Origin of the sequence: Rheinheimera pleomorphica, assembly GCF_011634895.1 — a bacterium.
GTDB lineage: Bacteria > Pseudomonadota > Gammaproteobacteria > Enterobacterales > Alteromonadaceae > Alishewanella > Alishewanella pleomorphica.
Window position 1 is genome coordinate 682,711 of record NZ_SIRR01000003.1, and the last position, 19,793, is coordinate 702,503.

The window sequence follows — 19,793 nt, forward strand, 5'->3', positions numbered from 1 at the left end:
CTGAGGATTACTCTGGTTAGCTAATAGCAGCCACCCGGCGCAACGCCTACTGTTTTGCGGACAACATGCCTAAACTACATCACATCAGAAACTTTTCTATCATCGCCCATATCGACCATGGTAAATCGACACTGTCTGATCGCTTAATTCAGTATTGTGGCGGCTTGTCTGATCGCGAAATGCAGCAGCAAGTGTTGGATTCAATGGATCTGGAACGAGAGCGCGGTATTACCATTAAAGCGCAAAGCGTTACCCTGTATTACAAAGCCGACGATGGTGAAACTTATCAGCTGAACTTTATCGATACCCCGGGCCATGTTGATTTTACCTATGAAGTCAGCCGCTCGCTGGCCGCCTGTGAAGGTGCCTTATTAGTGGTAGATGCTGGCCAGGGCGTCGAGGCGCAGACCGTTGCCAACTGCTACACCGCACTGGACATGAATTTAGAGGTTATTCCGGTACTGAATAAAATTGACCTGCCGCAGGCCGATCCGGATCGGGTGGCGCAGGAAATTGAAGATATTATTGGTATTGAGGCGGTGGGCGCGGTGCAGTGCTCAGCCAAAACCGGCCTTGGCATTAAAGATGTGCTGGAAACCATCGTTAAGAAAATTCCGCCGCCAGAAGGTGAGCCGGAGCAGGCAACGCAGGCGCTGATCATCGACTCCTGGTTTGATGCTTATCAGGGCGTGGTGTCTTTGGTGCGGGTGAAGCACGGCAGCATTAAAGCCAAAGATAAAATTAAAGTGATGTCGACCGGCCAGACCTATGAAGTGGATAAAGTTGGGGTATTCAGCCCTAAAGCCACTAACACTGGCGAGCTAAAAACCGGTGAAGTAGGTTTTGTTATTGCCGGCATCAAAGAAATTAAAGGCGCTCCGGTGGGCGATACCTTAACGCTGGCCAAAAACAGTGCTGACAAAGCCTTGCCGGGCTTTAAACGGATAAAGCCGCAGGTATATGCCGGGGTGTTTCCGGTCTCCAGTGATGACTACGAAGATTTTCGTGACGCACTGGCCAAGCTGAGTTTGAATGATTCATCGCTGTTTTACGAGCCGGAAAACTCCGGTGCACTGGGCTTTGGTTTCCGTATTGGTTTCCTTGGTATGCTGCACATGGAAATTATTCAGGAACGCTTAGAGCGCGAGTATGACCTGGACCTTATCACCACAGCGCCAACGGTCGTGTATGAGGTGGTGAAGAAAAACGGTGAGCTGGTGATGGTAGACAACCCCAGCAGCCTGCCGGCAGTGAATGATATTGATGAAATTCGTGAGCCGATTGTTGAAGCGCATATATTGGTACCGCAGGAATATCTGGGTAATGTGATTACGCTGTGTATCGAAAAGCGCGGTGTGCAAACCAATATGCTGTATCACGGCCGCCAGGTCGCGGTAACCTATGAGCTGCCAATGGCAGAAGTGGTTATGGACTTCTTTGACCGCTTAAAATCAACCAGCCGGGGTTATGCGTCGCTTGATTACGCATTCAAACGGTTTCAGACCTCAAATATGCAGCGGGTGGATATCCTGATCAACGGTGAGCGGGTGGATGCGTTGGCTATTATCAGCCACATCGACTTTGCCCAGGGCCGTGGTCGTGAACTGGCAGAAAAGTTAAAAGAGCTGATCCCGCGGCAAATGTTTGATATTGCTATTCAGGCGGCCATTGGTAACCACGTTATTGCCCGTACGACGATTAAACAGATGCGCAAAAACGTACTGGCCAAGTGTTATGGCGGTGATGTCAGCCGGAAAAAGAAACTGCTACAAAAGCAGAAAGAAGGTAAAAAGCGGATGAAGCAGGTGGGTAATGTGGAAGTACCACAAGAAGCCTTCCTGGCAATTCTGAAAGTGGGTAAATAATTTAAGGGTTTGACATGGCGGGTTATTTTGCAGTTTTTTTGGTGTTGCTAACGCTGGCCAGCGGCCTGGTTTGGTTGTTGGACGCGCTGGTACTGGCACCCAAACGCCAGCAAAAGCTGGCACTGGCGCAAGCCTCCGCCGGAGGTAACCTGGGGCTTGAGGCCAGTGAACAACTGGTAAAAGAACCGCAAATTGTTGAAACGGCGAAATCGATTTTTCCGGTGATCGCGCTTATCACCCTTTTTCGCTCCTTTATTTATGAGCCTTTTCAGATCCCTTCCGGCTCGATGATGCCTACGTTACTGGTGGGGGATTTTATTCTGGTGGAAAAATTCTCCTACGATGTTAAAGATCCGGTGTGGCGCAAAACCTTATACAGTAACAATAAACCGCAGCGCGGTGATGTGGCGGTATTTAAATACCCGGAGCAGCCAACGGTTGATTACATTAAACGCGTTATTGGTGTGCCGGGCGACAGGGTAATTTATCGCAATAAGCAGCTGTTTATTGAAAAAGCCTGTACCGACAGCCAAAACACGGATTGCGGTAAGTTGGAAATGGTTGAGCTTAGCCTGAAAAACGAAGGCGAGTTTTATCAGGAACAGTATCCGCAGCGGCGTTACACCGAGCAATTAGGCGCAGTAACGCATGATATTCTGCAAACGCCGGCCCGGCGTGAACACACCGAGTTTTTCTTTAAACAACGCGGTACCGCCATTGATGAATTTATCGTACCGGAAGGCCATTACTTTGTGCTGGGCGATAACCGTGACAATAGCCGCGACGGCCGGTTTTGGGGCTTTGTACCCGAGCATAATATGGTGGGTAAAGCGGTATTTATCTGGATGAGCTTTGAATTTAATGATAACCCGGACAGCTGGCTGCCTGGCTGGGTGCCAACAGGCGTGCGCTTTGACCGGCTTGGTCCGATCCATTAAGCGGCATTGCAGCACGAAGAGACAAACATGCAAAAATCGTTACATCCTCTGATAGCCCGGCTGGGCTATCAGTTTACCGACATGGCGCTGCTGGAGCAGGCACTTACCCACCGCAGTTGTAAAGGCCAGCATAACGAACGGCTGGAGTATCTGGGCGACGCTGTATTAAGTTTAGTGATTGCCGAAACTTTATACGCTAATTTTCCAAAAGCGCGTGAAGGCGACCTGACGCGGATGCGTGCGGCGCTGGTCAAGGGCGTTACCCTGGCAGAAATTGCCCAGGAGTTGCGCTTATCTGAACATTTACGGTTGGGGCCGGGCGAGCTGAAAAGTGGTGGTTTTCGCCGTGAGTCGATTTTGGCCGATACGGTAGAAGCCATTTTAGGGGCTATTTATCTCGACAGTGGTATGGCCGCCTGCAAAGAGCGCATTTTACTGTGGTTTGGCTCCCGACTTGACAGCATTACGCCGGGTGAGCAGAAAGACTCGAAAACCCTGTTGCAGGAATACCTGCAGGGACTACGCTTAGCCTTGCCGGTGTACGATGTGATTGCCACTGCAGGGGAGGCGCATCAGCAAACCTTTACGGTGCGCTGCACTATCGCCGGCATGGCGCCTTTTACCGCCACCGGCAGTTCACGCCGCAAGGCAGAGCAGGACGCCGCTCATATGGCGCTGGAAAAAATTAAGCATGACAGATAACACAGCGTTACCGACTTATGCCGCGCTGGTGGCCATTGTTGGCCGGCCTAATGTCGGCAAGTCGACTTTGCTCAACAAGCTGGTGGGGCAAAAGGTTAGTATCACCTCAAAAAAACCACAAACCACCCGCCACCGTATTGTCGGTATTGATACCCGGGATAATTATCAAACGGTGTATGTCGATACCCCGGGCCTGCACAGCGAGGAAAAGCGCGCCATCAACCGCTTGATGAACAAAGCCGCGGCCAGTTCGATACTGGACGTGGAGTTTGTGCTGTTTGTGGTAGAAGGCACGCGCTGGACCGATGATGATCAGATGGTGTTAAACCGGCTTATCGCCGCGAAGAAGCCAGTGGTGCTGGTGGTGAACAAAGTGGATTTATACCGCGATAAAGACAGCTTATTGCCACATTTGCAGTGGCTTGGCAGCCAACTCAATTTTATTGACGTGGTGCCGTTGTCGGCAGAAACCGGCGATAACGTCGATGCGCTGCGTGCTGTGGTACAAAAGCACCTGCCAGCGTGCGAGTTTTTCTTTCCGGATGACTATGTGACTGACCGCTCGATGCGTTTTATGGCCGCCGAGATCGTACGCGAAAAACTGATGCGCTTTTTGGGCGATGAATTACCCTATTCGGTGACGGTAGAAATTGAGCGCTTTAAATGGGAAGAAAAGCATTACCACATTGCTGCCCTGGTGCTGGTAGAGCGCGATAGCCAGAAAAAAATGGTGATCGGTAACAAAGGTGAGCGGATTAAAACCATTGCTACCGAAGCGAGGCTGGATATGGCGGCCATGCTGGAGCAGCCGGTATTTTTGCAGGTGTGGGTTAAAGTGAAATCGGGCTGGGCCGACGACGAACGGGCGCTGCGCAGCTTAGGTTACGGTGAAGACTAACGCGTTATGCAAACGCAGCTCTGGCCGGGATATATCTTACATAGCAGGCCACTGGCGGAAGATAAGCTGATATTACAGCTGTTGTTGCCACAACTGGGGCGGTTATCGGCCGTGGTGCGCAAACGTCAGGGCAAAACCCGGCTGGCGCTGCAGCCGTTTCAGTTGCTGATGTTGCAGCTTAGCGGCCGTACAGAGTTAAAAACCGTTAAGAGTATTGATGAAGCCGGCCCGGCGCCACTGTATAGCGGCAAGGTATTGTACAGTGGCTTGTATATCAATGAGTTGGTATGCCGGCTATGGCCGGATAACCTGGCGGCTGAACAGCTTTTTATGTTGTATCAGCACAGCCTGCAACAGCTGTTGCAAGTGCAGCACGGTCAGCTTGAACTGGAACCCTGTCTGCGGCAATTTGAGTTTGCGCTGCTGGCCGAACTGGGCCAACCGATAGACTGGCAATACGACGCCAACGGTGATGGCATCGTTGCCGCCAGGCAGTATCAATGGCAGCATGAACAGGGCTTTGTGCCGGTTAACAGCGGTATAGCAGGCCAGCTGTTATTAGATATCGGGCAGCAGCACTGGCAACACAGTGCCACCCGGCAAGTGGCTAAGCAACTTAGCCGGCAAATTCTGGCGCCACTGCTTGGCGCTAAGCCGCTGGCCAGCCGGGCACTGTTCAGCAGCAGTTAGTATTTTTTATTTGCGGAGTTGCAGATGCACAACCCTATTTATCTTGGTGTCAATATCGACCATGTTGCGACTTTGCGTCAGGCGCGTGGTACCTATTATCCTGAGCCGGTGCACGCTGCTTTGCTGGCTGAGCAAGCCGGTGCTGATGGCATTACCGTGCATTTGCGCGAGGACAGGCGGCATATTATCGACCGTGATGTGTTTGTGCTGCGCCAGACAATAGCGACCCGGCTGAATTTCGAAATGGCGGTCACCGATGAAATGCTTGGCATCGCTACAGAGCTTAAACCGCACTTTGCCTGTTTTGTGCCGGAAAAGCGCCAGGAGCTGACCACCGAAGGCGGCCTGGAAGTGGCTGGTCAGCTCAGCCGTATCACTGATGCGGTTACGCAGATGCGTGAACAGAATATTCTGGTGTCATTATTTATCGATGCCGACCATCGCCAGATTGAAGCGGCAGCCAAAGCCGGCGCACCCTATATTGAAATTCATACCGGTAAATATGCCGAAACCCAAGACGCCAGCTTGCAAGCGGCAGAGTTAACACGGATCCGCGAGGCGGCTGAGTTTGCCGCGTCGCTGGGGCTTATCGTCAATGCCGGCCATGGTTTGCATTATCATAATGTGCAGCCAATAGCAGCGATACCACAGATGCACGAGCTGAATATTGGTCATGCTATTGTCGCCCGTGCGGTGTTTAGCGGGCTTGATGCTGCCGTGCGCGAAATGAAACGTTTAATGGTGGAGGCGCGCCGCTAATATGGCCATTGTCGGGCTGGGTACGGATATTGTGGATATTGCCCGCATCGAGAGTAGCCTTACGCGCAGCCCGGCCCTTATACAGCGGGTGCTGACCGGCGCTGAGCAGGCGATTTATCAGCAGCAGGCGTTAAGCCATCCGGCTAATGCTGCGCGCTATTTTGCCAAGCGTTTCGCTGCCAAAGAAGCGGCCGCTAAAGCCTTAGGTACAGGTATTGGCCGCGGCGTGTCGTTTCAACATTTTAGCGTGAGCAATAATGCCGACGGCGCGCCGCAGCTGGCACTGTCTGATTACGCGGCTGAATTGGCGGCTAAGCTGGGCGTGAATCACATCTGGCTGTCTATTACCGACGAGCAGGCTTATGCCGCTGCGACAGTGATCCTGGAGCGGCAATAGCGGCTATCAGAGTTGCCAGCGCTGACTTTCCTGCCACAACGCTTGCTGTATATCATCTAACTCCAACAGTTCCGGCTCCAGCTCGGACAGGCTTTTACCCTGTTTTAGCTGGGTTTCCAGCAATTGGGCAATATCTTTTAACCGCGGCACCCCGGTGTAGCAGCAGGCGCCGTGCAGCTTATGAATTTGTTGCAGCACCGCCGTGGCATCGTTATCGGCCTGTGCTTGCTGTATAGCCGCGCGGCTGGCCGGCAGACTGGCCAGCAGCATTTTCAACATGTCTTTCATTAAATCGTGTTTGCCACTGGCCCGTTCCAGCGCCAGCGGCCAGTCGACCAGTTTACTGTCGGGTAAATTGGGCGGTAACACGCTATTGCCTTTGCTGGGGCAGAATTCCTGCAAGCTAAAGTGCAGCATTTTCTCATCCAGGGGTTTACTTAAAAATTCGTTAAACCCCAGCGTGAGTAAACGCGCCCGTTCACCATCGACCGCATGGGCAGTAACCGCGATAATAGGCGTATGCTCATTAAGTGAGCTTTGCCGGATACGCTGGCAGGCAGTAACACCGTCCATGACCGGCATATTAATATCCATAAAAATAATGTCATATGCGTGTTGTGTCGCTTTATGCCAGGCCTCAGCGCCGTCACGGGCAGAGTCGATATGCTCAACCTTTTCCGCTAGTAAGGTGTTGATCAGTTTCAGGTTGGCGTCGTTATCGTCTACCGTCAGCACCTTAAGGGCGGCCTGGCGCACAGCGGTTAGCTCAGTGGCGCTGGCTTGCTGCGTTAAATAAGGCCGCGCCAGAGTAGCGGCCAGCTTGCGCTGGTGCGGTGGCTTAGACAGACAGGCATCGGCGCCGGATTTTAACATCGCCTCCCGCAGGTGCGGCGACAACGTATTGACCAGCAGGTAAAGATGCCGGCACTGTGGCTTTAACTGCGGCAGTAAGGCCAGCACCTGATTAACCTGGTTAATGGCGATAGTGCGGCCAATTAAACCGATATCGTAATGTTGCTGGTTTGCCAGGGCCTGTTGCAGCTGGCCCTTAGTGGCACAGGCGGTCACCTGCATCCCCCAGCTATGCAATAAGCTTAAGGTGGCTTCGCGCGAGTGCTGCTGTGGCTCAAAATACAGCAACTGTTTATTTTCCAGCACATCCAGCGGCAGGCTTTCAGCTACGGTTAACTGATGGCGCAGGCATTTAAGGGTAAACCAGAAGGTTGAACCTTCACTCTGTTTGCTTTCAAAACCAATCTCGCCGCCCATGGCTTTGACCAACCGCTGCGAAATCATTAACCCTAAACCGGAGCCGCTTTGATGACTGCGTTGCTCCTGCGGGCCAAAGCCCCGGAACAGCTGGCTTTGTTGCTCGTCACTAATGCCGCGGCCGGTGTCCTGCACTGAGCAGTGCAGAATAAACTGATCTTCGTTCAGCAAGGTCGCTGAGACATGCACCACTATGCTGCCGTGGTCGGTAAACTTGATGGCATTACCGGCAATGTTCATCAGCACCTGAATAAAGCGTGCCGGATCGGCGATGACATCATCGGGGCAGGATGGCTCTATCATTAGCACCAGTTCCAGATGCTTGTCAAAGGCATTGGCTGCCAGCAGCTCTATGGCATCATTCAGCAAATCGCGCAGCGGGAAGGGCTCGGGGTTAATCGATAAACGACCGTCTTCCAGTTTAGAAAAATCCAGCACATCATTAACCAGATGCAGCAGGCTATTGGCCGATTTTTGAATCGTGGTCAGGTAATCATGCTGGTTGCCGGTCAGTTGGGTTTTTAATAGTTGGCGGGTAAAGCCAATGACACCATTTAACGGTGTCCGTAGTTCATGGCTCATCTTGGCCAGAAACTCAGACTTTTGACGGTTTTCTTCCTGCGCCTTGCGCCGGGCAAAATCCAGCTGAATATTCTGTACTTCCAGTTGCTCCATACTTTGTTGTAAGTCGCTGGTTACCTGTTCAATCTGGCTCTGCATGTCCTGCTCTTGCCGGGCTAAGCGCTGGCCCAGTTGGTTCAGCCCCCGCTGTAACTGCGCCAGTTCGTGCACTATGCCGGTTTCTCCCGGCTCGGCGCTATTGCCATCGTTCAATTGCTGCACATGCTGTTGCATATGGCGCAGTGGCCGGTAAAGACGGCGCAGCAAATACAGGGTTGGCAGGGTAATCGCCAGCATGCAGCCCAATGCCAGCAAGATCACCTGCAGCAACAGTTGTTGTTGCTGCAGTTGCAACTGCGCCTTGGGCAACTGCAACACTAAATAGCCCTGTGATGGCGTTGTTGCTGTGCCAGGCAAGGGCTGATATAGCAGCAGTAACTCCGGCTGTTCGACATGCAGCCCGCCAACCGGTAATGGCTGAACACCGTCAAAGGCGGCCACCTGTTCTGCCAGTTGCGGGTTAGTGTGTACAATAGCGCTGTGCTGGGTATTAAACAGGCTGATATTGCTCAGCTGTGGTGAGTGCAAACGATGAGCCTGATCCAGTAAGGTGTTCAAGGCCGTGATATTTTGCCGTTGCAGTAAATCCTGACTGCTCAGTGCCAGCGGCAGTGCTATATGCCGGGCGCGATCGAGCAAAGAAAGTGTTAACTCCTGATGGCGAACATAGCTAAAATAGCCTGCGCAGAATACACTTACCAGCAACGCTGGCAGCAGACTGCAAAGCAGTAACCAGTAACCTAACCTAATTGTCGTCATCGAAGCAGGCTGTTTAGTAAAACGGGTGCAGGAATAATGACATAAGACGCTGCGCTTGCCTACAAGCTAAACCAACAGAGAGCCCATGGTTAACATATACAAAGCCAAACCCAAAGCCAGTTTGCAGGGAAAAGCCCTGACATTAACCATTAACCGTAGCGACTACGAGGTGCATGGCATCAGCCAGTACGACGGCAAAATTGCCTTTGTCAGTGCCGCCTTGCCCGGTGAGCAAGTGCGTGTCAGCGTTACTGAGGATAAAGCCGGCTTTATTAAAGCGACAACCACACAAGTGCTACAGGCGTCGCCGCTTAGAATTACCGCGCCATGCCAGTATGCAGCACACTGTGGTGGTTGCCAGCTGCAGCATTTGGCCCCGCAGAGCCAGCGCCAGTTAAAACAGCAGGGCATCGATCAGCTGATCCGCCACCAGACCGGCTTGGTCAGCTTACCCTGGCAACCCATGTTAATGGCCGCTGACACAGGCTACCGGCGCCGGGCGCGGATTAGCATCTGGTATGACAAAAAGCAGCGCCGTTTTGCTGTCGGCTTTCGCCGGCAGGCGGATAAGCAAATCATTGGCCTTGACCACTGCATGGTGTTGTCGGGCAAACTGACGCCGGTATTTAACGTATTGCAACAGGTATTGCCGCAGCTGGCCGAGCCCACTGCGGTAACCCATGCCGAAGTGTTGCAGGCAGACGAAACGGTTTTTGTTATCGTGCGCCATGTCAAAGCGCTAAGCGCCGAACAGCAGCAGTTATTTATCGCCGCCTGGCCGGAGGCGGTCTGGATAGGCGAGGGCGAGCCGGGGCAGTTTACTTACTGGCAGCAAGTGGTTACACCGCAGTATCAATTACCGCTGCAGCAGCTAACCTTGCAGTTTGCGCCGGATGACTTTATTCAGGTGAATGCCAGCTTAAATCAGCAGATGGTGACACAGGCGCTTGACTGGCTAAACATTGCTGCCACTGATCAGGTGCTGGATTTATACGCCGGCATCGGTAATTTTACTCTGGCGATAGCACAGCGCGCCAAAACAGTGCATGCCCTGGAAGGTGTGGCGAAAATGGTGCAACAGCTGGCAACCAATGCTAAGTTAAACGGTCTTAGCAACGTGACCGCCAGCCAGGCTGATTTACATTTGCCCTGGCCAAAAGCGCCGTGGAACCAGCCTGTGTACAACAAGGTTTTACTTGATCCGGCGCGCGCCGGGGCGCTGGGCGCGGCAGAGCAGCTGGTTAAGCTAAAACCGGCACAGATATTGTACGTGTCGTGCAACGCCGCGACCTTTGCCCGTGATGCCAAAGTGTTATTGCAACATGGCTATCAGTTGGACAAAATTGGTGGCGTCGATATGTTTACATATACCAGTCATCTGGAATTAATGGCGTTGTTCAGCAAGCAGTAAACAGAAGGAACAGCAGATGGTAAGGGTTCGCCAGTCGCACAGCACTGACTATAACAGTGGTGAAACGCTGGAATGGTTATGCTCATTGGGGCTGACTGAGAAAAAAATCAGTAGCTTAATGCATGGCGCAGAGTATCTGAAGCAGCATCAACTGACGGACACTGAGCCGGCGGTGCGCACCGGCTGGGAAATGGTCGAAATTCTGGCCGAGCTGCGTATGGACAGTGACTCGCTGCTAGCGGCATTGTTATTTCCCTTGTTAGAGGCTCAGTTGCTTAGCCAGGAGCAACTGGAGCCGGCCTTTTCAGCCAATGTATTGACCATGTTACGTGCCGTGCAGCAAATGGAGGCGATACGTACTATTCCGACCGGGCCTAATCAAAGTGTTAACCCGCAACAGGCCGACAATTTGCGCCGTATGCTACTGGCGATGGTTGAAGATGTGCGCGCTGTGGTAATTAAACTGGCGGCACAAATTTGTTACCTGCGCGAGGTAAAAAATGCCGACGAAGAAACCCGGGTACTGGCCGCCAAGGAAACTAATGCTATTTTCGCGCCGCTGGCCAATCGCTTAGGCATAGGCCAGCTAAAGTGGGAGCTGGAAGATTTAGCCTTTCGTTACCTGCATCCGCAGTTATATAAACAAATCGCCGGCTTGCTGGAAGAGCGGCGGCTGGACCGCGAACAGTATATGCAGGATTTTGTCGCCTCAGTGCGGCAGAAAATGGCAGAGGCCAACCTGGCGGTAGAAGTGTATGGCCGGCCAAAACACATTTTCAGTATCTGGAAAAAAAATGCAGAAAAAGCAGCTGGCCTTTGATCAGCTGTACGATATCCGCGCCGTGCGTATTATTACCGAGCGGGTACAGGACTGTTATGGCGCTCTGGGCATAGTGCACACCAGTTGGCGCCATTTGCCAAAAGAGTTTGATGATTACATTGCCACACCAAAGCAAAACGGTTACCAGTCTATTCATACGGTGGTGTTGGGGCCGCAGGGCCGGCCGGTAGAAATTCAAATTCGTACCCGGCAAATGCATGAAGACTCTGAGCTTGGCGTGGCGGCACACTGGCGTTATAAAGAGGGCGCTGTGGCCGGCAAAGACGGCGCCAATGATGAAAAAATTGGCTGGCTGCGCAAAATACTGCAATGGCAGGAAGATGTGGTCGACAGCAGTGACTTAGCCGAAGAGCTGCGCAATCAGGTGATTGAAGATAGGGTGTATGTATTTACCCCCAAAGGCGACATTGTTGATTTACCTATGGGCTCAACACCGCTGGATTTTGCCTATTATGTGCATTCGAATGTCGGCCACCGCTGCATCGGCGCTAAGGTATCCGGTCGCATAGTGCCTTTTACCTATCAGTTAAAAACCGGCGATCAGGTCGAAATTCTGACCGGCCGCGAGCCTAACCCGAGCCGTGACTGGTTAAACCCGCATCTGGGTTACTTAAAATCCAGCCGTGCCCGCTCGAAAGTGCAGTACTGGTTTCGCCTGCAGGACAGGGATAAAAACCTGGCGGCCGGCAAAGAGTTGCTTGATACCGAGCTGACGCGGCTGAATTTGGTGATGGAGTATCCGGCGAAGGTACTGGCCCGCTTTAACGTTAACAGCATGGACGAGCTGCTGGTGGGTATTGGTGGTGGCGAGATTAAAGTGACCCAGGTGGTGCATTTTATTCAAAGCCAGTATGCCAAAGCCGAAGAGCCGGAAATTGACCCAAGATTAATTACCCGGCCACTGGCGCCGAGCAAAGCAAAAAGTGATGTCGTGGTGCAGGGCGTAGGTAACCTGCTAACCCATATGGCCGGCTGTTGCCACCCGCTGCCGGGCGATGCCATTATTGGCTATATTACTCAGGGCCGTGGTATTGCCATTCACCGGGATGACTGCGAACAGTTTAAAAATCTGCAGGATAGCCATCCGGAGCGGGTGGTCGATGCGACCTGGGGCGATAAATATGCGTCGGGTTATGAAGTCGATATCCGGATTGTCGCGCATGACCGCAACGGCTTACTACGTGATATCACCAGCATTTTGGCTAATGAAAAGGCCAATGTCACCAAGATGAGCAGTACTTCAGATATTAAAGCGCAAACAGCGGTTATTAATATGACGATGGAGCTGTATAACCTGGATTCGTTAAACAAACTGTTAAGTAAAATTAGTCAGATAGATGATGTGGTTGAAGCCAAGCGCTTTCACCACTAAGGATAAAGAACCCCTGGTGTCAGATAATATTAACCGCCTGTTAGGCATTATGAGCCGCTTGCGCGACCCGCAAAGCGGCTGCCCGTGGGATATTAAGCAAAGCTACGCCACGATAGTGCCGTACACCCTGGAAGAAGCCTATGAAGTGGCCGACGCCATTGCCCGTGAAGACTTTGCCGAGTTAAAAGACGAGCTTGGCGATCTGTTATTTCAGGTGGTGTTTTACGCGCAAATAGCCAAAGAAGAAGGTCGCTTTGAGTTTGACGATTGCGTCGCCGCCATTTGCGATAAGCTCGAGCGGCGCCATCCGCATGTGTTTGCTGATATCGCTGCCACTGATGCCGATGCCCTTAGTGCAGAAAAGGTGCTAAAGAACTGGGAAGCGCTAAAAAGTAGCGAGCGCAAAGACGTCGGCCAACACAGTGTGCTCGATAACATCCCGCAGGCCATGCCGGCCCTGAGCCGGGCAAATAAGCTGCAAAAACGCTGCGCCAATGTCGGGTTCGACTGGCCAGATGTACAAGGCTGCTGGGACAAAGTAAAAGAAGAAATCCTCGAAGTAGAGCAAACGCCAGACGGCAGTGTGGAACTGGCTGAGGAGCTGGGCGATTTAATGTTCGCGCTGGTAAACGTGGTACGTAAGCATAAGCTGGATCCAGAGGCCGTGCTGCGCGCCGCCAACAGCAAGTTTGAAAAACGCTTTCGCGCCGTTGAGCAAGCCTTAGCAGAGCAGGGGAAAAGCCCCGAGCAATCCGACCTCGCGGAAATGGACGCGCTGTGGCAAGCGTTAAAACACAACTGTTAGCGTTTTGTTGATTTTATGTCTTTTCATCGTTAGGGTGTGGTGCGCTAACCGATGGAGATTTTATGTTTCGCTATCAACTAATCATCGCAGTGCCAATGTTGCTGCTGTCTTTATTTACCCCGGTTCATGCCGTTGAGTCTCCGTCTGTCTCTGAAAAGTCAGAGTTAATTTCTATCGATAGTAATAATCTCTCAGCTGAAGATTTCTGGCGCGCTTACACCAGTCCGCTTCAAGCTGATAAATATGCTGCCAGATACTATTTACTTGGTGTGATGGATGCCACTGAGGGTAAAGCCTGGTGCAGTTATCAACAGTTTAAAACCCTCTCGCTGCGTGATTACTTAAAGGGGTATTTTAATAAGCTTACCAACTCGCAACTGCAACAACGTGCTTCATCGGTAATCGAGGCAGCATTGATTGAACTGAGTGCATGTAAAGGGAATTTATGAAACCACGTTACGCTACTTTTGCTGATAAATTTTGAACGCTGAGCAAGCTTATCGCTGCTCAGCCTTTAGATACTCACCATTGGCCAGATAGAGCATTTCACCGTCCCAGCCTGTATACGATCCTGCAGCGTTAACGTCAAACTCTGCAGTGCCACTGTAGATAAAGCTGCCGCTGTACCAAACATCGCCAGTGCTGTCTGTGTAAACCGTGCCGGAATAGTTATTATCATCGCGGCTTATATCAACATACACACCACCATCAGCGCCACCCACCCAAAGGGCAGAAACCGGCACAGGCTCAGGCCTTAACTCAGGTTCATAGCTGGTTACTGGTTGGCAGGCAAATAAAAACAGAATAACTATACAGGTGATAATCTGCTTCATACTGAAAACTCTCCAAGACCCTCAATAACGAGTTTCTTTTGTTTAGGGTGATAGTCTAGATCGGTATAGTCATCTCTGAACTCCCCAATATAGGAGTTTGGCCGAGGATCCAGCATCCAGGGTGTCTTTTTTCCAGCCATATCGACCAATCTTTTTACCGTTAAAGTGGGAACGGAGCAATTTATTTGGTTAATTTGCTTCAATGCCATTTTTGGTCAGCGCTAGTCAGGCGGGTTAACCCGTATTTGTCGGCTGCACACATATAGTCTGTACCGATAACTTATTGTAAGTTTTACAGAAGCGGTGTAGTGTTCTGTACATTAAATTTACAAAGGCAGGTTGACCCGTGTTTAAAAGCGGGTCGAACCGTCGAATAAGCGTTAACACTCACTGGAGCTACGTGGCGTGGATTATGAATTTTGGAAAGCAGCAGGTAATGGATTGATTGAGCTGGTAAAGGTGTCTGGCCCATATGTTGTTGCCATATTAGGGGCCTTTTTTGGATATTTGGGCAACAGGAATGCCAAAGAAATTTCGATTAAAGTAGCCGAGTTACAAAGTGAAAAAGATTTAAGTTTGCAGAGGGAAAATCATCGTTTTGAGGATGGAAAGCGGATCTCTGGAATCAAGAAAGACGTTATCGACCGAGTAATTAATGAATTAGAACCTGTTTATAGCAACACATTGTTGTTGGTTAAATCGTACTATTCCATGTGTAGCTCGGGAGAGTCATTTAACAAGCCGTTGTTTAATCAGCTTATAAGAGATAGATTTTTTGCAGATGTAAAGCCGCAGGATGAGGCTAATTCAGCCATGGCCAGAGTTTCGGCATACGTGAGTATTTTAGCCGACGCCAATATGACGCTCGAACTGATTAGCCTTCAGAATTGTATTCTGGAATGCACCGGTGTCGTCGAATGGGATGATGTAAATTGGGGCGCAGAGCACACTGAAAAAGTAAGAAAATTGATGGAACAGCTTCAGCTAACTTACATGGGGCTGTTTATCAAACTTGGAAAGTCGCTTCAATAAAGTGTTAACAAGGCCAGGCACGGCGACGGCTTTTTCGTTGCGGCTTCGCCTCCACTACAAAGCCGCGCGTGCTGGCGGCGTTATGTTTTAAGGAGGGGCCGGTGTCGATTGGGATAAAATTGACAACTGTCGGGGCGCAAAAATAATTGATTGCGGATTTTCTGGTCTTGGAACTGGTATTGATGTTTCTGATAGTGATGACGTTCAAATCACGGGCGCAAGATTTTTGAATGTTAATACAGGGGTAAAGGCTAGAAGAGTCAGAGGATTAAAAGCCTCCAACTGTACAAGTGATGTTAACCAAACGAACACATCGTTCCGTCTATCTGTTGGTGCAAAAATAGTCAGATGGTATATACAGTACTTGAATGGTAGAGGGTAGCGTATGGCAATGTTCGATATAGAAGATTCAAAAGATGTTGATTTAGAGAACAATAAAACCTCAAAAGCCACCCTGGCTAAGGTTAAAAATGTTGAAGGCTTTAAAGCTAAAGGTAATGAGGCAGGAGTAAATCCCGAAGCTCCAAAGATTGAAGAAGAAATAGTGGAATTGAAACCAAACTTTGTAGGTTTAGGTATTAACCTGAGAGCATTGTGGAAAAAGATTCGACACAAAAAAATAACAAAAAAAGCCAGCCAACGCGTAACAGCGCGCGGCTGCTTTTGGCGTTAGGCGAACCAGCATAAGGAGAATTCATGTTTAATCTGCAATCAGTATCTGAAGGGAAATCAATTTTATTAATATGCATGTTGACGGTTGCATTGACTGGTTGTGCTACGAGTAAAGCAACGTATCTCCCAGACGGTAGTCAAGGCCATAGCATCAGTTGTGATGGCGCAGCGGTTGGAATTAGTGTTTGTTTTGAAAAAGCAGGCCAAATATGTGGTTCAAAAGGATACGATTTAATTAGCCGTGAAGGGCAAGTTATTCCATTTGGTACAGCATCGGCTAATAATCAAGGTGCATTCATATCCTATGGCGCTTTCAATACAAAAAGCATAATGATCCGCTGCAAACAATAGCACTAGAATATACCTAACAAGCGCCATCAAAAGCGCGCCCGTTGGGCGTTCGACTCGCAACACGTTGCTCGCGTTTGTAGCGGGTGGGTTTTCGAGATATGCATAGCGAACATAAATGAAAGAAATATTCAGAGAATTTATAAACGGCAGCTCAGCGAAGAAGTTAGCCATACTTTCTGACTTTGCTACTATCCTAGGGGTTTCAGTGGCAACTGTAGTTGCTGGGCCATTTTTAAGTCGATTTGCAGGGGTTGAATTCAATCTGGCTGATTTTGTTATATCGGTTCTGTTTGTATTCTGTTGTTTATGGGTTGCAGGCGAATGTCTATATTATCTATTAGTCAAAATATTCGATGCCTATAAAGAATCGAATTATCGCGCTGTGAGCACTAACTCAATAATTTTAATGCTTAGTGTTTGGTTCGCGATAGTAGCCTTTCCATTTCTCAAGTACCACACGGGCAACATATTTGATGCGTCATATCTATTGCCTGCTCGAGCACTATCAGCTATTTCAGGGTTTGAGTATTCTATCTCTAGTCCATTTGACGAAAGAGTTGTGCTTGAGGGGCTTGTAACACTTAACGAAGGTGCGAAAGCGACAGATTACGTAGCGGTGTTCTATGCGCGAAATAAACAGCTGGTTTATGAGATTCAGGAGTACGGGCGCACATACAGCCGTGATTATGCTGCCCCAATTAATAGTCAAGGAAGGGTATCAATGCCAATTCATAGATCTGCATTTGGAATGAACGGCGCAGCACTGGTTTTTTATCGTCGATCAGATTGGTCGTTTTTTAAAGGACTTGGGGTAGAACCTGGTTATCCTAACCTAGTTCCTCAACTGCCAAACGATGAAATGGAAACAATCGGTGCATATGTTGTCCCAATTGATATTACGGCTAGTCAATAAACCTAAAAAGCCCCTTCAATGTGACGCGCAAGCGCGCACTTGATGCGAGCGTTATAGTTACGAGCACATCATGAAGCGAGACCCATTTTCAACCAGTGAGTTTGATATAGCGTACCTTAAGAAGGGTGCTGTTAGCTGTTGGCTTCTGGTTAATGGGTTCTTTCTATCATTAGGTTTCGCAATTAAGCAGTTTGGGCCGGTTAGTCTTGTGATCGGGTTATTTTCTCTTTTTTTGCTGGGTGTTTTTATTTTAAAACTATCTGACCAAGAAGAAATTAATACGTTATATAAGCAGGTTAAGTGGTATCGGGTATATACGAATTTAACGCTTGTGACCGCAGTGGTTATTGGGTTGTCACTGCCGTTTGAAAGCTCAAAAGTGGTCGCGCTGGTATTAGGATTGCCGGCACTTATAAATGGATTTTTTATATGGCCATACTTTACAGGTGAACTTTACCTCGAAAAATATACTGATTTGTTTGGGCGGCTTGACGTATAACAAGCTGTCTATCGACTTGGATAGAAAAGCGAAGCGCTTTCGCGCTTCGCATGTCTTAACAGTTAACTCTCTTCTGCTTCCACTATTGGCGCGTTATGGCCGTTGCGGCTGTGTTTATCGCGCAATTTACCGGTTACTGTGGCCAGCTTACGCTGCATCTTATCCGCGGCACCGGTTATCGCCTGGCCGACAGTGGCGGCGTGTTCGGTAATTGCAAGCGGATCCAGGCCTTCGAAACGGGCCTCAAGCAGGCAGCGTTTATCGTGGCCGTCGTTTTTCTGCTGGCCATTCTCATCACTTAGGTGCACTTCAATGCGGGTGAGATGATCGACAAAACGGCTAAGTTTAGCTTGCAGTGTGTCGCGGATAAATTCAGCTAAGCGCTCGTCTGATTGAATATGACGGTCTGTATGAACTTGAATTTGCATAGGCTACTCCTGTGGTTGACGTTGTGGCGGTAAGGCTTAATCAGCAGACACCGCCGGTGTCGAATGGTTTCCATCTGCTTATACGGATCTGGTGACGATATGCTGGCAGGACAAGGCTATGCTGACAAAACTTTTTAAAGTGTTTTTATGCGTAGCCTACTTCTGCCTGGACATGTCATACAGTATTTAGAACGATAAGCTCGTTTGTGTATTTATTGCTTTAAATTTGTTTTATTTTTGTTTTTTTGCTGTATTTTTAGTTGGCGTAATCGCGAAAAACAGAACGTTTTAGTTCGCTGACAGTATAAGTTATTAATGTAAATTGGAATTTAAACAGAATGAGTTATAAGGGATTAGTAAATGGCGGTAGCGCTTTAATACTATCGTTGTTAGCCAGTTGTTCAAGTGTTGCCAATGCAGCTGCTGCAGATCATGAAGTAGGTTATTTTTGTAAAAATTGCAGCTATCAGGAAGCTGTGGAGTTAGCTAAACAGAACGCTGTGCCTAATATGAGTTGCCGAATTTCCAGTACGCCAATGGAGGACTATGTCGAAACCTGTTACAGCCAGCCGAAACGGTATTATGTGTTAAATGAGACTAACCGGCGTTTAAACGGCTTTACTGTAAAACATAGTAATCAGGGCAAGATGCGGCATGAGTTACAGGTAGTGGTCGAGCGTCGTAACTTGTCCCGTGATCACACAACGCTGATCCTGGAGGCGCTGGATGCGAAGCAATTATTAGCCCGTAACCTTGCGAAAGCTGCCGGTGAGTTTTCTGACGTTATAGACACAAGTTCACGTTCAGCTAAAAGTAGTTATACTTTGAACAATATTAAAACAGTAGCCAAGGCTTCGGGCAGTGACCCAAAAGCAAATTGTGCAAATGACCCGCATTCGCAGGCACTAAGTGATGCATTAAACCCCTTCTATGCTGACGGATTAACACGGCAGTTAAAAGACCATATTCGCCAAGGAATTCGGTCAGGCGAATATGAGAATCAGGAAGAAGCTTTGTCAAAGTTTAACTTTGGTTTGACGGGGCTTAATGTCAGTGCCTCTATTAATCGCCGAACTGGTCCCGATGTGGCGATTTCAGCTTCTTGGGGAATGAAAGAAAAAAGTTCGACCTATTTTGATCATGAGTATATCTCTGTGCATGATCATTCAACTTCCTCACTGAGATGGCTGGCCTCGGTAGAGGGGGGAGAAGTTAAACTGAGTTTAAGTCAGTTTAATAGCTTTGTAGGTGGGATTTCTGTCGGGAAATTACTAGGTGGCAGCACAAAATTCAAAATTAGTTTATGCGTAGCCAGGGCGTTAGCGGATGCCTTCCCCGCTAATACCTTTGAAAAGACTACAAAACATGAAGATATAATGAATTGGACCGGACCTTATCCGATTATTGGCAATGATTGGGGGAGACCGGAACAAAGTGATAGAGGTTGGATCTGCGAGTACTTCTTCAAAAATCATACAGGAGCCAAAATCGCCGGTTTCAGTTTCCTTGGTAGATGTCCCTGATATCGGAGTTGGTGTGACTTGAAAATGCCGCTGGCGGCATTCGATATAGAATATTTATCGTAGCCGCCAGCTTTACATTGAGTGCGCCGCAGCGCTTTGCTATACTTTCCGCCCGTCCTGATACCAATTCTTGCACCACCGTAGTCTGCCTGTGT

Annotated in this window: 21 protein-coding genes; 18 read left to right on the forward strand and 3 right to left on the reverse strand. The window is 49.5% G+C overall.

Annotated elements, in window-relative coordinates:
* The first annotated feature begins 65 nt into the window (after nt 1–65).
* From lepA to acpS, 7 genes are read left to right on the forward strand one after another with little or no spacing between them, the layout of a single operon-like run.
* Nucleotides 66–1,865, forward strand: a complete 1,800-nt coding sequence (lepA, locus tag EYB30_RS04340) for a translation elongation factor 4 (protein ID WP_166837444.1) — start codon at nt 66–68, stop codon at nt 1,863–1,865.
* A gap of 14 nt (nt 1,866–1,879) precedes the next feature.
* Nucleotides 1,880–2,803 carry a signal peptidase I gene (gene lepB / locus EYB30_RS04345; RefSeq protein WP_166837446.1) on the forward strand — a complete coding sequence of 308 codons (924 nt, stop codon included), beginning with the start codon at nt 1,880–1,882 and terminating at the stop codon, nt 2,801–2,803.
* Between the two features lie 27 nt (nt 2,804–2,830).
* Entirely contained in the window at nt 2,831–3,505 is a 675-nt protein-coding gene (rnc, locus tag EYB30_RS04350; RefSeq protein WP_166837448.1) for a ribonuclease III, read from the forward strand.
* Nucleotides 3,495–4,403, forward strand: a complete 909-nt coding sequence (era, locus tag EYB30_RS04355; protein ID WP_166837450.1) for a GTPase Era — start codon at nt 3,495–3,497, stop codon at nt 4,401–4,403. The genes rnc and era overlap by 11 nt, the downstream gene beginning before the upstream one ends.
* A gap of 6 nt (nt 4,404–4,409) precedes the next feature.
* On the forward strand, nt 4,410–5,093 hold the full coding sequence (gene recO / locus EYB30_RS04360) for a DNA repair protein RecO (RefSeq protein ID WP_166837452.1): 684 nt from the start codon (nt 4,410–4,412) through the stop codon (nt 5,091–5,093).
* A gap of 24 nt (nt 5,094–5,117) precedes the next feature.
* Nucleotides 5,118–5,852: a pyridoxine 5'-phosphate synthase gene (pdxJ, locus tag EYB30_RS04365; protein ID WP_166837454.1), complete on the forward strand. Its 735-nt coding sequence runs from the start codon at nt 5,118–5,120 to the stop codon at nt 5,850–5,852.
* Nucleotide 5,853: 1 nt separating this feature from the next.
* Nucleotides 5,854–6,249 (forward strand): holo-ACP synthase, encoded by a 396-nt coding sequence (gene acpS / locus EYB30_RS04370; protein ID WP_166837457.1) that lies wholly within the window; start codon nt 5,854–5,856, stop codon nt 6,247–6,249.
* 6 nt (nt 6,250–6,255) lie between these two features.
* Here acpS and EYB30_RS04375 read toward each other — a convergent pair whose 3' ends face one another.
* Nucleotides 6,256–8,958, reverse strand: a complete 2,703-nt coding sequence (locus EYB30_RS04375; protein WP_166837460.1) for a response regulator — start codon at nt 8,956–8,958, stop codon at nt 6,256–6,258.
* Between the two features lie 85 nt (nt 8,959–9,043).
* Between EYB30_RS04375 and rlmD the strand changes: the two genes are divergently transcribed.
* The 5 genes from rlmD to EYB30_RS04395 all read left to right on the forward strand — a co-directional run bounded on the left by rlmD (nt 9,044) and on the right by EYB30_RS04395 (nt 13,836).
* Complete coding sequence (rlmD, locus tag EYB30_RS04380; protein ID WP_166837462.1) at nt 9,044–10,369, forward strand: 23S rRNA (uracil(1939)-C(5))-methyltransferase RlmD; 1,326 nt, start codon at nt 9,044–9,046, stop codon at nt 10,367–10,369.
* A 16-nt stretch (nt 10,370–10,385) separates the two neighbouring features.
* On the forward strand, nt 10,386–11,189 hold the full coding sequence (locus tag EYB30_RS18625) for an HD domain-containing protein (protein ID WP_241697961.1): 804 nt from the start codon (nt 10,386–10,388) through the stop codon (nt 11,187–11,189).
* Nucleotides 11,164–12,582 (forward strand): GTP diphosphokinase, encoded by a 1,419-nt coding sequence (gene relA / locus EYB30_RS18630; protein WP_241697962.1) that lies wholly within the window; start codon nt 11,164–11,166, stop codon nt 12,580–12,582. The genes EYB30_RS18625 and relA overlap by 26 nt, the downstream gene beginning before the upstream one ends.
* A 16-nt stretch (nt 12,583–12,598) precedes the next feature.
* A complete protein-coding gene (gene mazG, locus EYB30_RS04390) occupies nt 12,599–13,387 on the forward strand; it encodes a nucleoside triphosphate pyrophosphohydrolase (protein WP_174978720.1) in 789 nt (262 codons plus the stop codon).
* A gap of 62 nt (nt 13,388–13,449) precedes the next feature.
* On the forward strand, nt 13,450–13,836 hold the full coding sequence (locus EYB30_RS04395; RefSeq protein ID WP_166837464.1) for a Rap1a/Tai family immunity protein: 387 nt from the start codon (nt 13,450–13,452) through the stop codon (nt 13,834–13,836).
* A 48-nt stretch (nt 13,837–13,884) separates the two neighbouring features.
* On the opposite strand, the gene EYB30_RS04400 is transcribed toward EYB30_RS04395, so the two are convergent.
* On the reverse strand, nt 13,885–14,220 hold the full coding sequence (locus EYB30_RS04400; protein WP_166837466.1) for a hypothetical protein: 336 nt from the start codon (nt 14,218–14,220) through the stop codon (nt 13,885–13,887).
* A 405-nt stretch (nt 14,221–14,625) separates the two neighbouring features.
* Between EYB30_RS04400 and EYB30_RS04405 the strand changes: the two genes are divergently transcribed.
* The 5 genes from EYB30_RS04405 to EYB30_RS04425 all read left to right on the forward strand — a co-directional run bounded on the left by EYB30_RS04405 (nt 14,626) and on the right by EYB30_RS04425 (nt 17,687).
* On the forward strand, nt 14,626–15,252 hold the full coding sequence (locus EYB30_RS04405; protein ID WP_166837468.1) for a hypothetical protein: 627 nt from the start codon (nt 14,626–14,628) through the stop codon (nt 15,250–15,252).
* A 385-nt stretch (nt 15,253–15,637) separates the two neighbouring features.
* Nucleotides 15,638–15,925: a hypothetical protein gene (locus tag EYB30_RS04410; protein WP_166837470.1), complete on the forward strand. Its 288-nt coding sequence runs from the start codon at nt 15,638–15,640 to the stop codon at nt 15,923–15,925.
* A gap of 23 nt (nt 15,926–15,948) precedes the next feature.
* Nucleotides 15,949–16,275, forward strand: coding sequence for a hypothetical protein (locus EYB30_RS04415; RefSeq protein ID WP_166837472.1), 327 nt, complete (start codon nt 15,949–15,951; stop codon nt 16,273–16,275).
* Nucleotides 16,276–16,390: 115 nt separating this feature from the next.
* Nucleotides 16,391–17,188, forward strand: a complete 798-nt coding sequence (locus EYB30_RS04420) for a hypothetical protein (RefSeq protein WP_166837474.1) — start codon at nt 16,391–16,393, stop codon at nt 17,186–17,188.
* A 70-nt stretch (nt 17,189–17,258) separates the two neighbouring features.
* Nucleotides 17,259–17,687: a hypothetical protein gene (locus tag EYB30_RS04425; RefSeq protein WP_166837476.1), complete on the forward strand. Its 429-nt coding sequence runs from the start codon at nt 17,259–17,261 to the stop codon at nt 17,685–17,687.
* A 62-nt stretch (nt 17,688–17,749) separates the two neighbouring features.
* Here EYB30_RS04425 and EYB30_RS04430 read toward each other — a convergent pair whose 3' ends face one another.
* The gene (locus EYB30_RS04430) at nt 17,750–18,115 is read right to left on the reverse strand and encodes an HPF/RaiA family ribosome-associated protein (RefSeq protein ID WP_166837478.1); all 366 of its coding nucleotides are present in this window, start codon (nt 18,113–18,115) and stop codon (nt 17,750–17,752) included.
* 338 nt (nt 18,116–18,453) lie between these two features.
* On the opposite strand from EYB30_RS04430, the gene EYB30_RS04435 reads away from it, so the two are divergent.
* A complete protein-coding gene (locus EYB30_RS04435) occupies nt 18,454–19,638 on the forward strand; it encodes a hypothetical protein (protein ID WP_166837480.1) in 1,185 nt (394 codons plus the stop codon).
* Nucleotides 19,639–19,793 lie beyond the last annotated feature (155 nt).

What these genes read in the sequence shown, in the direction of transcription:
- lepA (WP_166837444.1), top strand. Translation starts at nt 66, where the DNA reads ATGCCTAAACTACATCACATCAGAAACTTTTCTATCATCGCCCATATC.
- lepB (WP_166837446.1), top strand. Translation starts at nt 1,880, where the DNA reads ATGGCGGGTTATTTTGCAGTTTTTTTGGTGTTGCTAACGCTGGCCAGC.
- rnc (WP_166837448.1), top strand. Translation starts at nt 2,831, where the DNA reads ATGCAAAAATCGTTACATCCTCTGATAGCCCGGCTGGGCTATCAGTTT.
- era (WP_166837450.1), top strand. Translation starts at nt 3,495, where the DNA reads ATGACAGATAACACAGCGTTACCGACTTATGCCGCGCTGGTGGCCATT.
- recO (WP_166837452.1), top strand. Translation starts at nt 4,410, where the DNA reads ATGCAAACGCAGCTCTGGCCGGGATATATCTTACATAGCAGGCCACTG.
- pdxJ (WP_166837454.1), top strand. Translation starts at nt 5,118, where the DNA reads ATGCACAACCCTATTTATCTTGGTGTCAATATCGACCATGTTGCGACT.
- acpS (WP_166837457.1), top strand. Translation starts at nt 5,854, where the DNA reads ATGGCCATTGTCGGGCTGGGTACGGATATTGTGGATATTGCCCGCATC.
- EYB30_RS04375 (WP_166837460.1), bottom strand. Translation starts at nt 8,958, where the DNA reads ATGACGACAATTAGGTTAGGTTACTGGTTACTGCTTTGCAGTCTGCTG.
- rlmD (WP_166837462.1), top strand. Translation starts at nt 9,044, where the DNA reads ATGGTTAACATATACAAAGCCAAACCCAAAGCCAGTTTGCAGGGAAAA.
- EYB30_RS18625 (WP_241697961.1), top strand. Translation starts at nt 10,386, where the DNA reads ATGGTAAGGGTTCGCCAGTCGCACAGCACTGACTATAACAGTGGTGAA.
- relA (WP_241697962.1), top strand. Translation starts at nt 11,164, where the DNA reads ATGCAGAAAAAGCAGCTGGCCTTTGATCAGCTGTACGATATCCGCGCC.
- EYB30_RS04395 (WP_166837464.1), top strand. Translation starts at nt 13,450, where the DNA reads ATGTTTCGCTATCAACTAATCATCGCAGTGCCAATGTTGCTGCTGTCT.
- EYB30_RS04400 (WP_166837466.1), bottom strand. Translation starts at nt 14,220, where the DNA reads ATGAAGCAGATTATCACCTGTATAGTTATTCTGTTTTTATTTGCCTGC.
- EYB30_RS04410 (WP_166837470.1), top strand. Translation starts at nt 15,638, where the DNA reads ATGGCAATGTTCGATATAGAAGATTCAAAAGATGTTGATTTAGAGAAC.
- EYB30_RS04415 (WP_166837472.1), top strand. Translation starts at nt 15,949, where the DNA reads ATGTTTAATCTGCAATCAGTATCTGAAGGGAAATCAATTTTATTAATA.
- EYB30_RS04420 (WP_166837474.1), top strand. Translation starts at nt 16,391, where the DNA reads ATGAAAGAAATATTCAGAGAATTTATAAACGGCAGCTCAGCGAAGAAG.
- EYB30_RS04425 (WP_166837476.1), top strand. Translation starts at nt 17,259, where the DNA reads ATGAAGCGAGACCCATTTTCAACCAGTGAGTTTGATATAGCGTACCTT.
- EYB30_RS04430 (WP_166837478.1), bottom strand. Translation starts at nt 18,115, where the DNA reads ATGCAAATTCAAGTTCATACAGACCGTCATATTCAATCAGACGAGCGC.
- EYB30_RS04435 (WP_166837480.1), top strand. Translation starts at nt 18,454, where the DNA reads ATGAGTTATAAGGGATTAGTAAATGGCGGTAGCGCTTTAATACTATCG.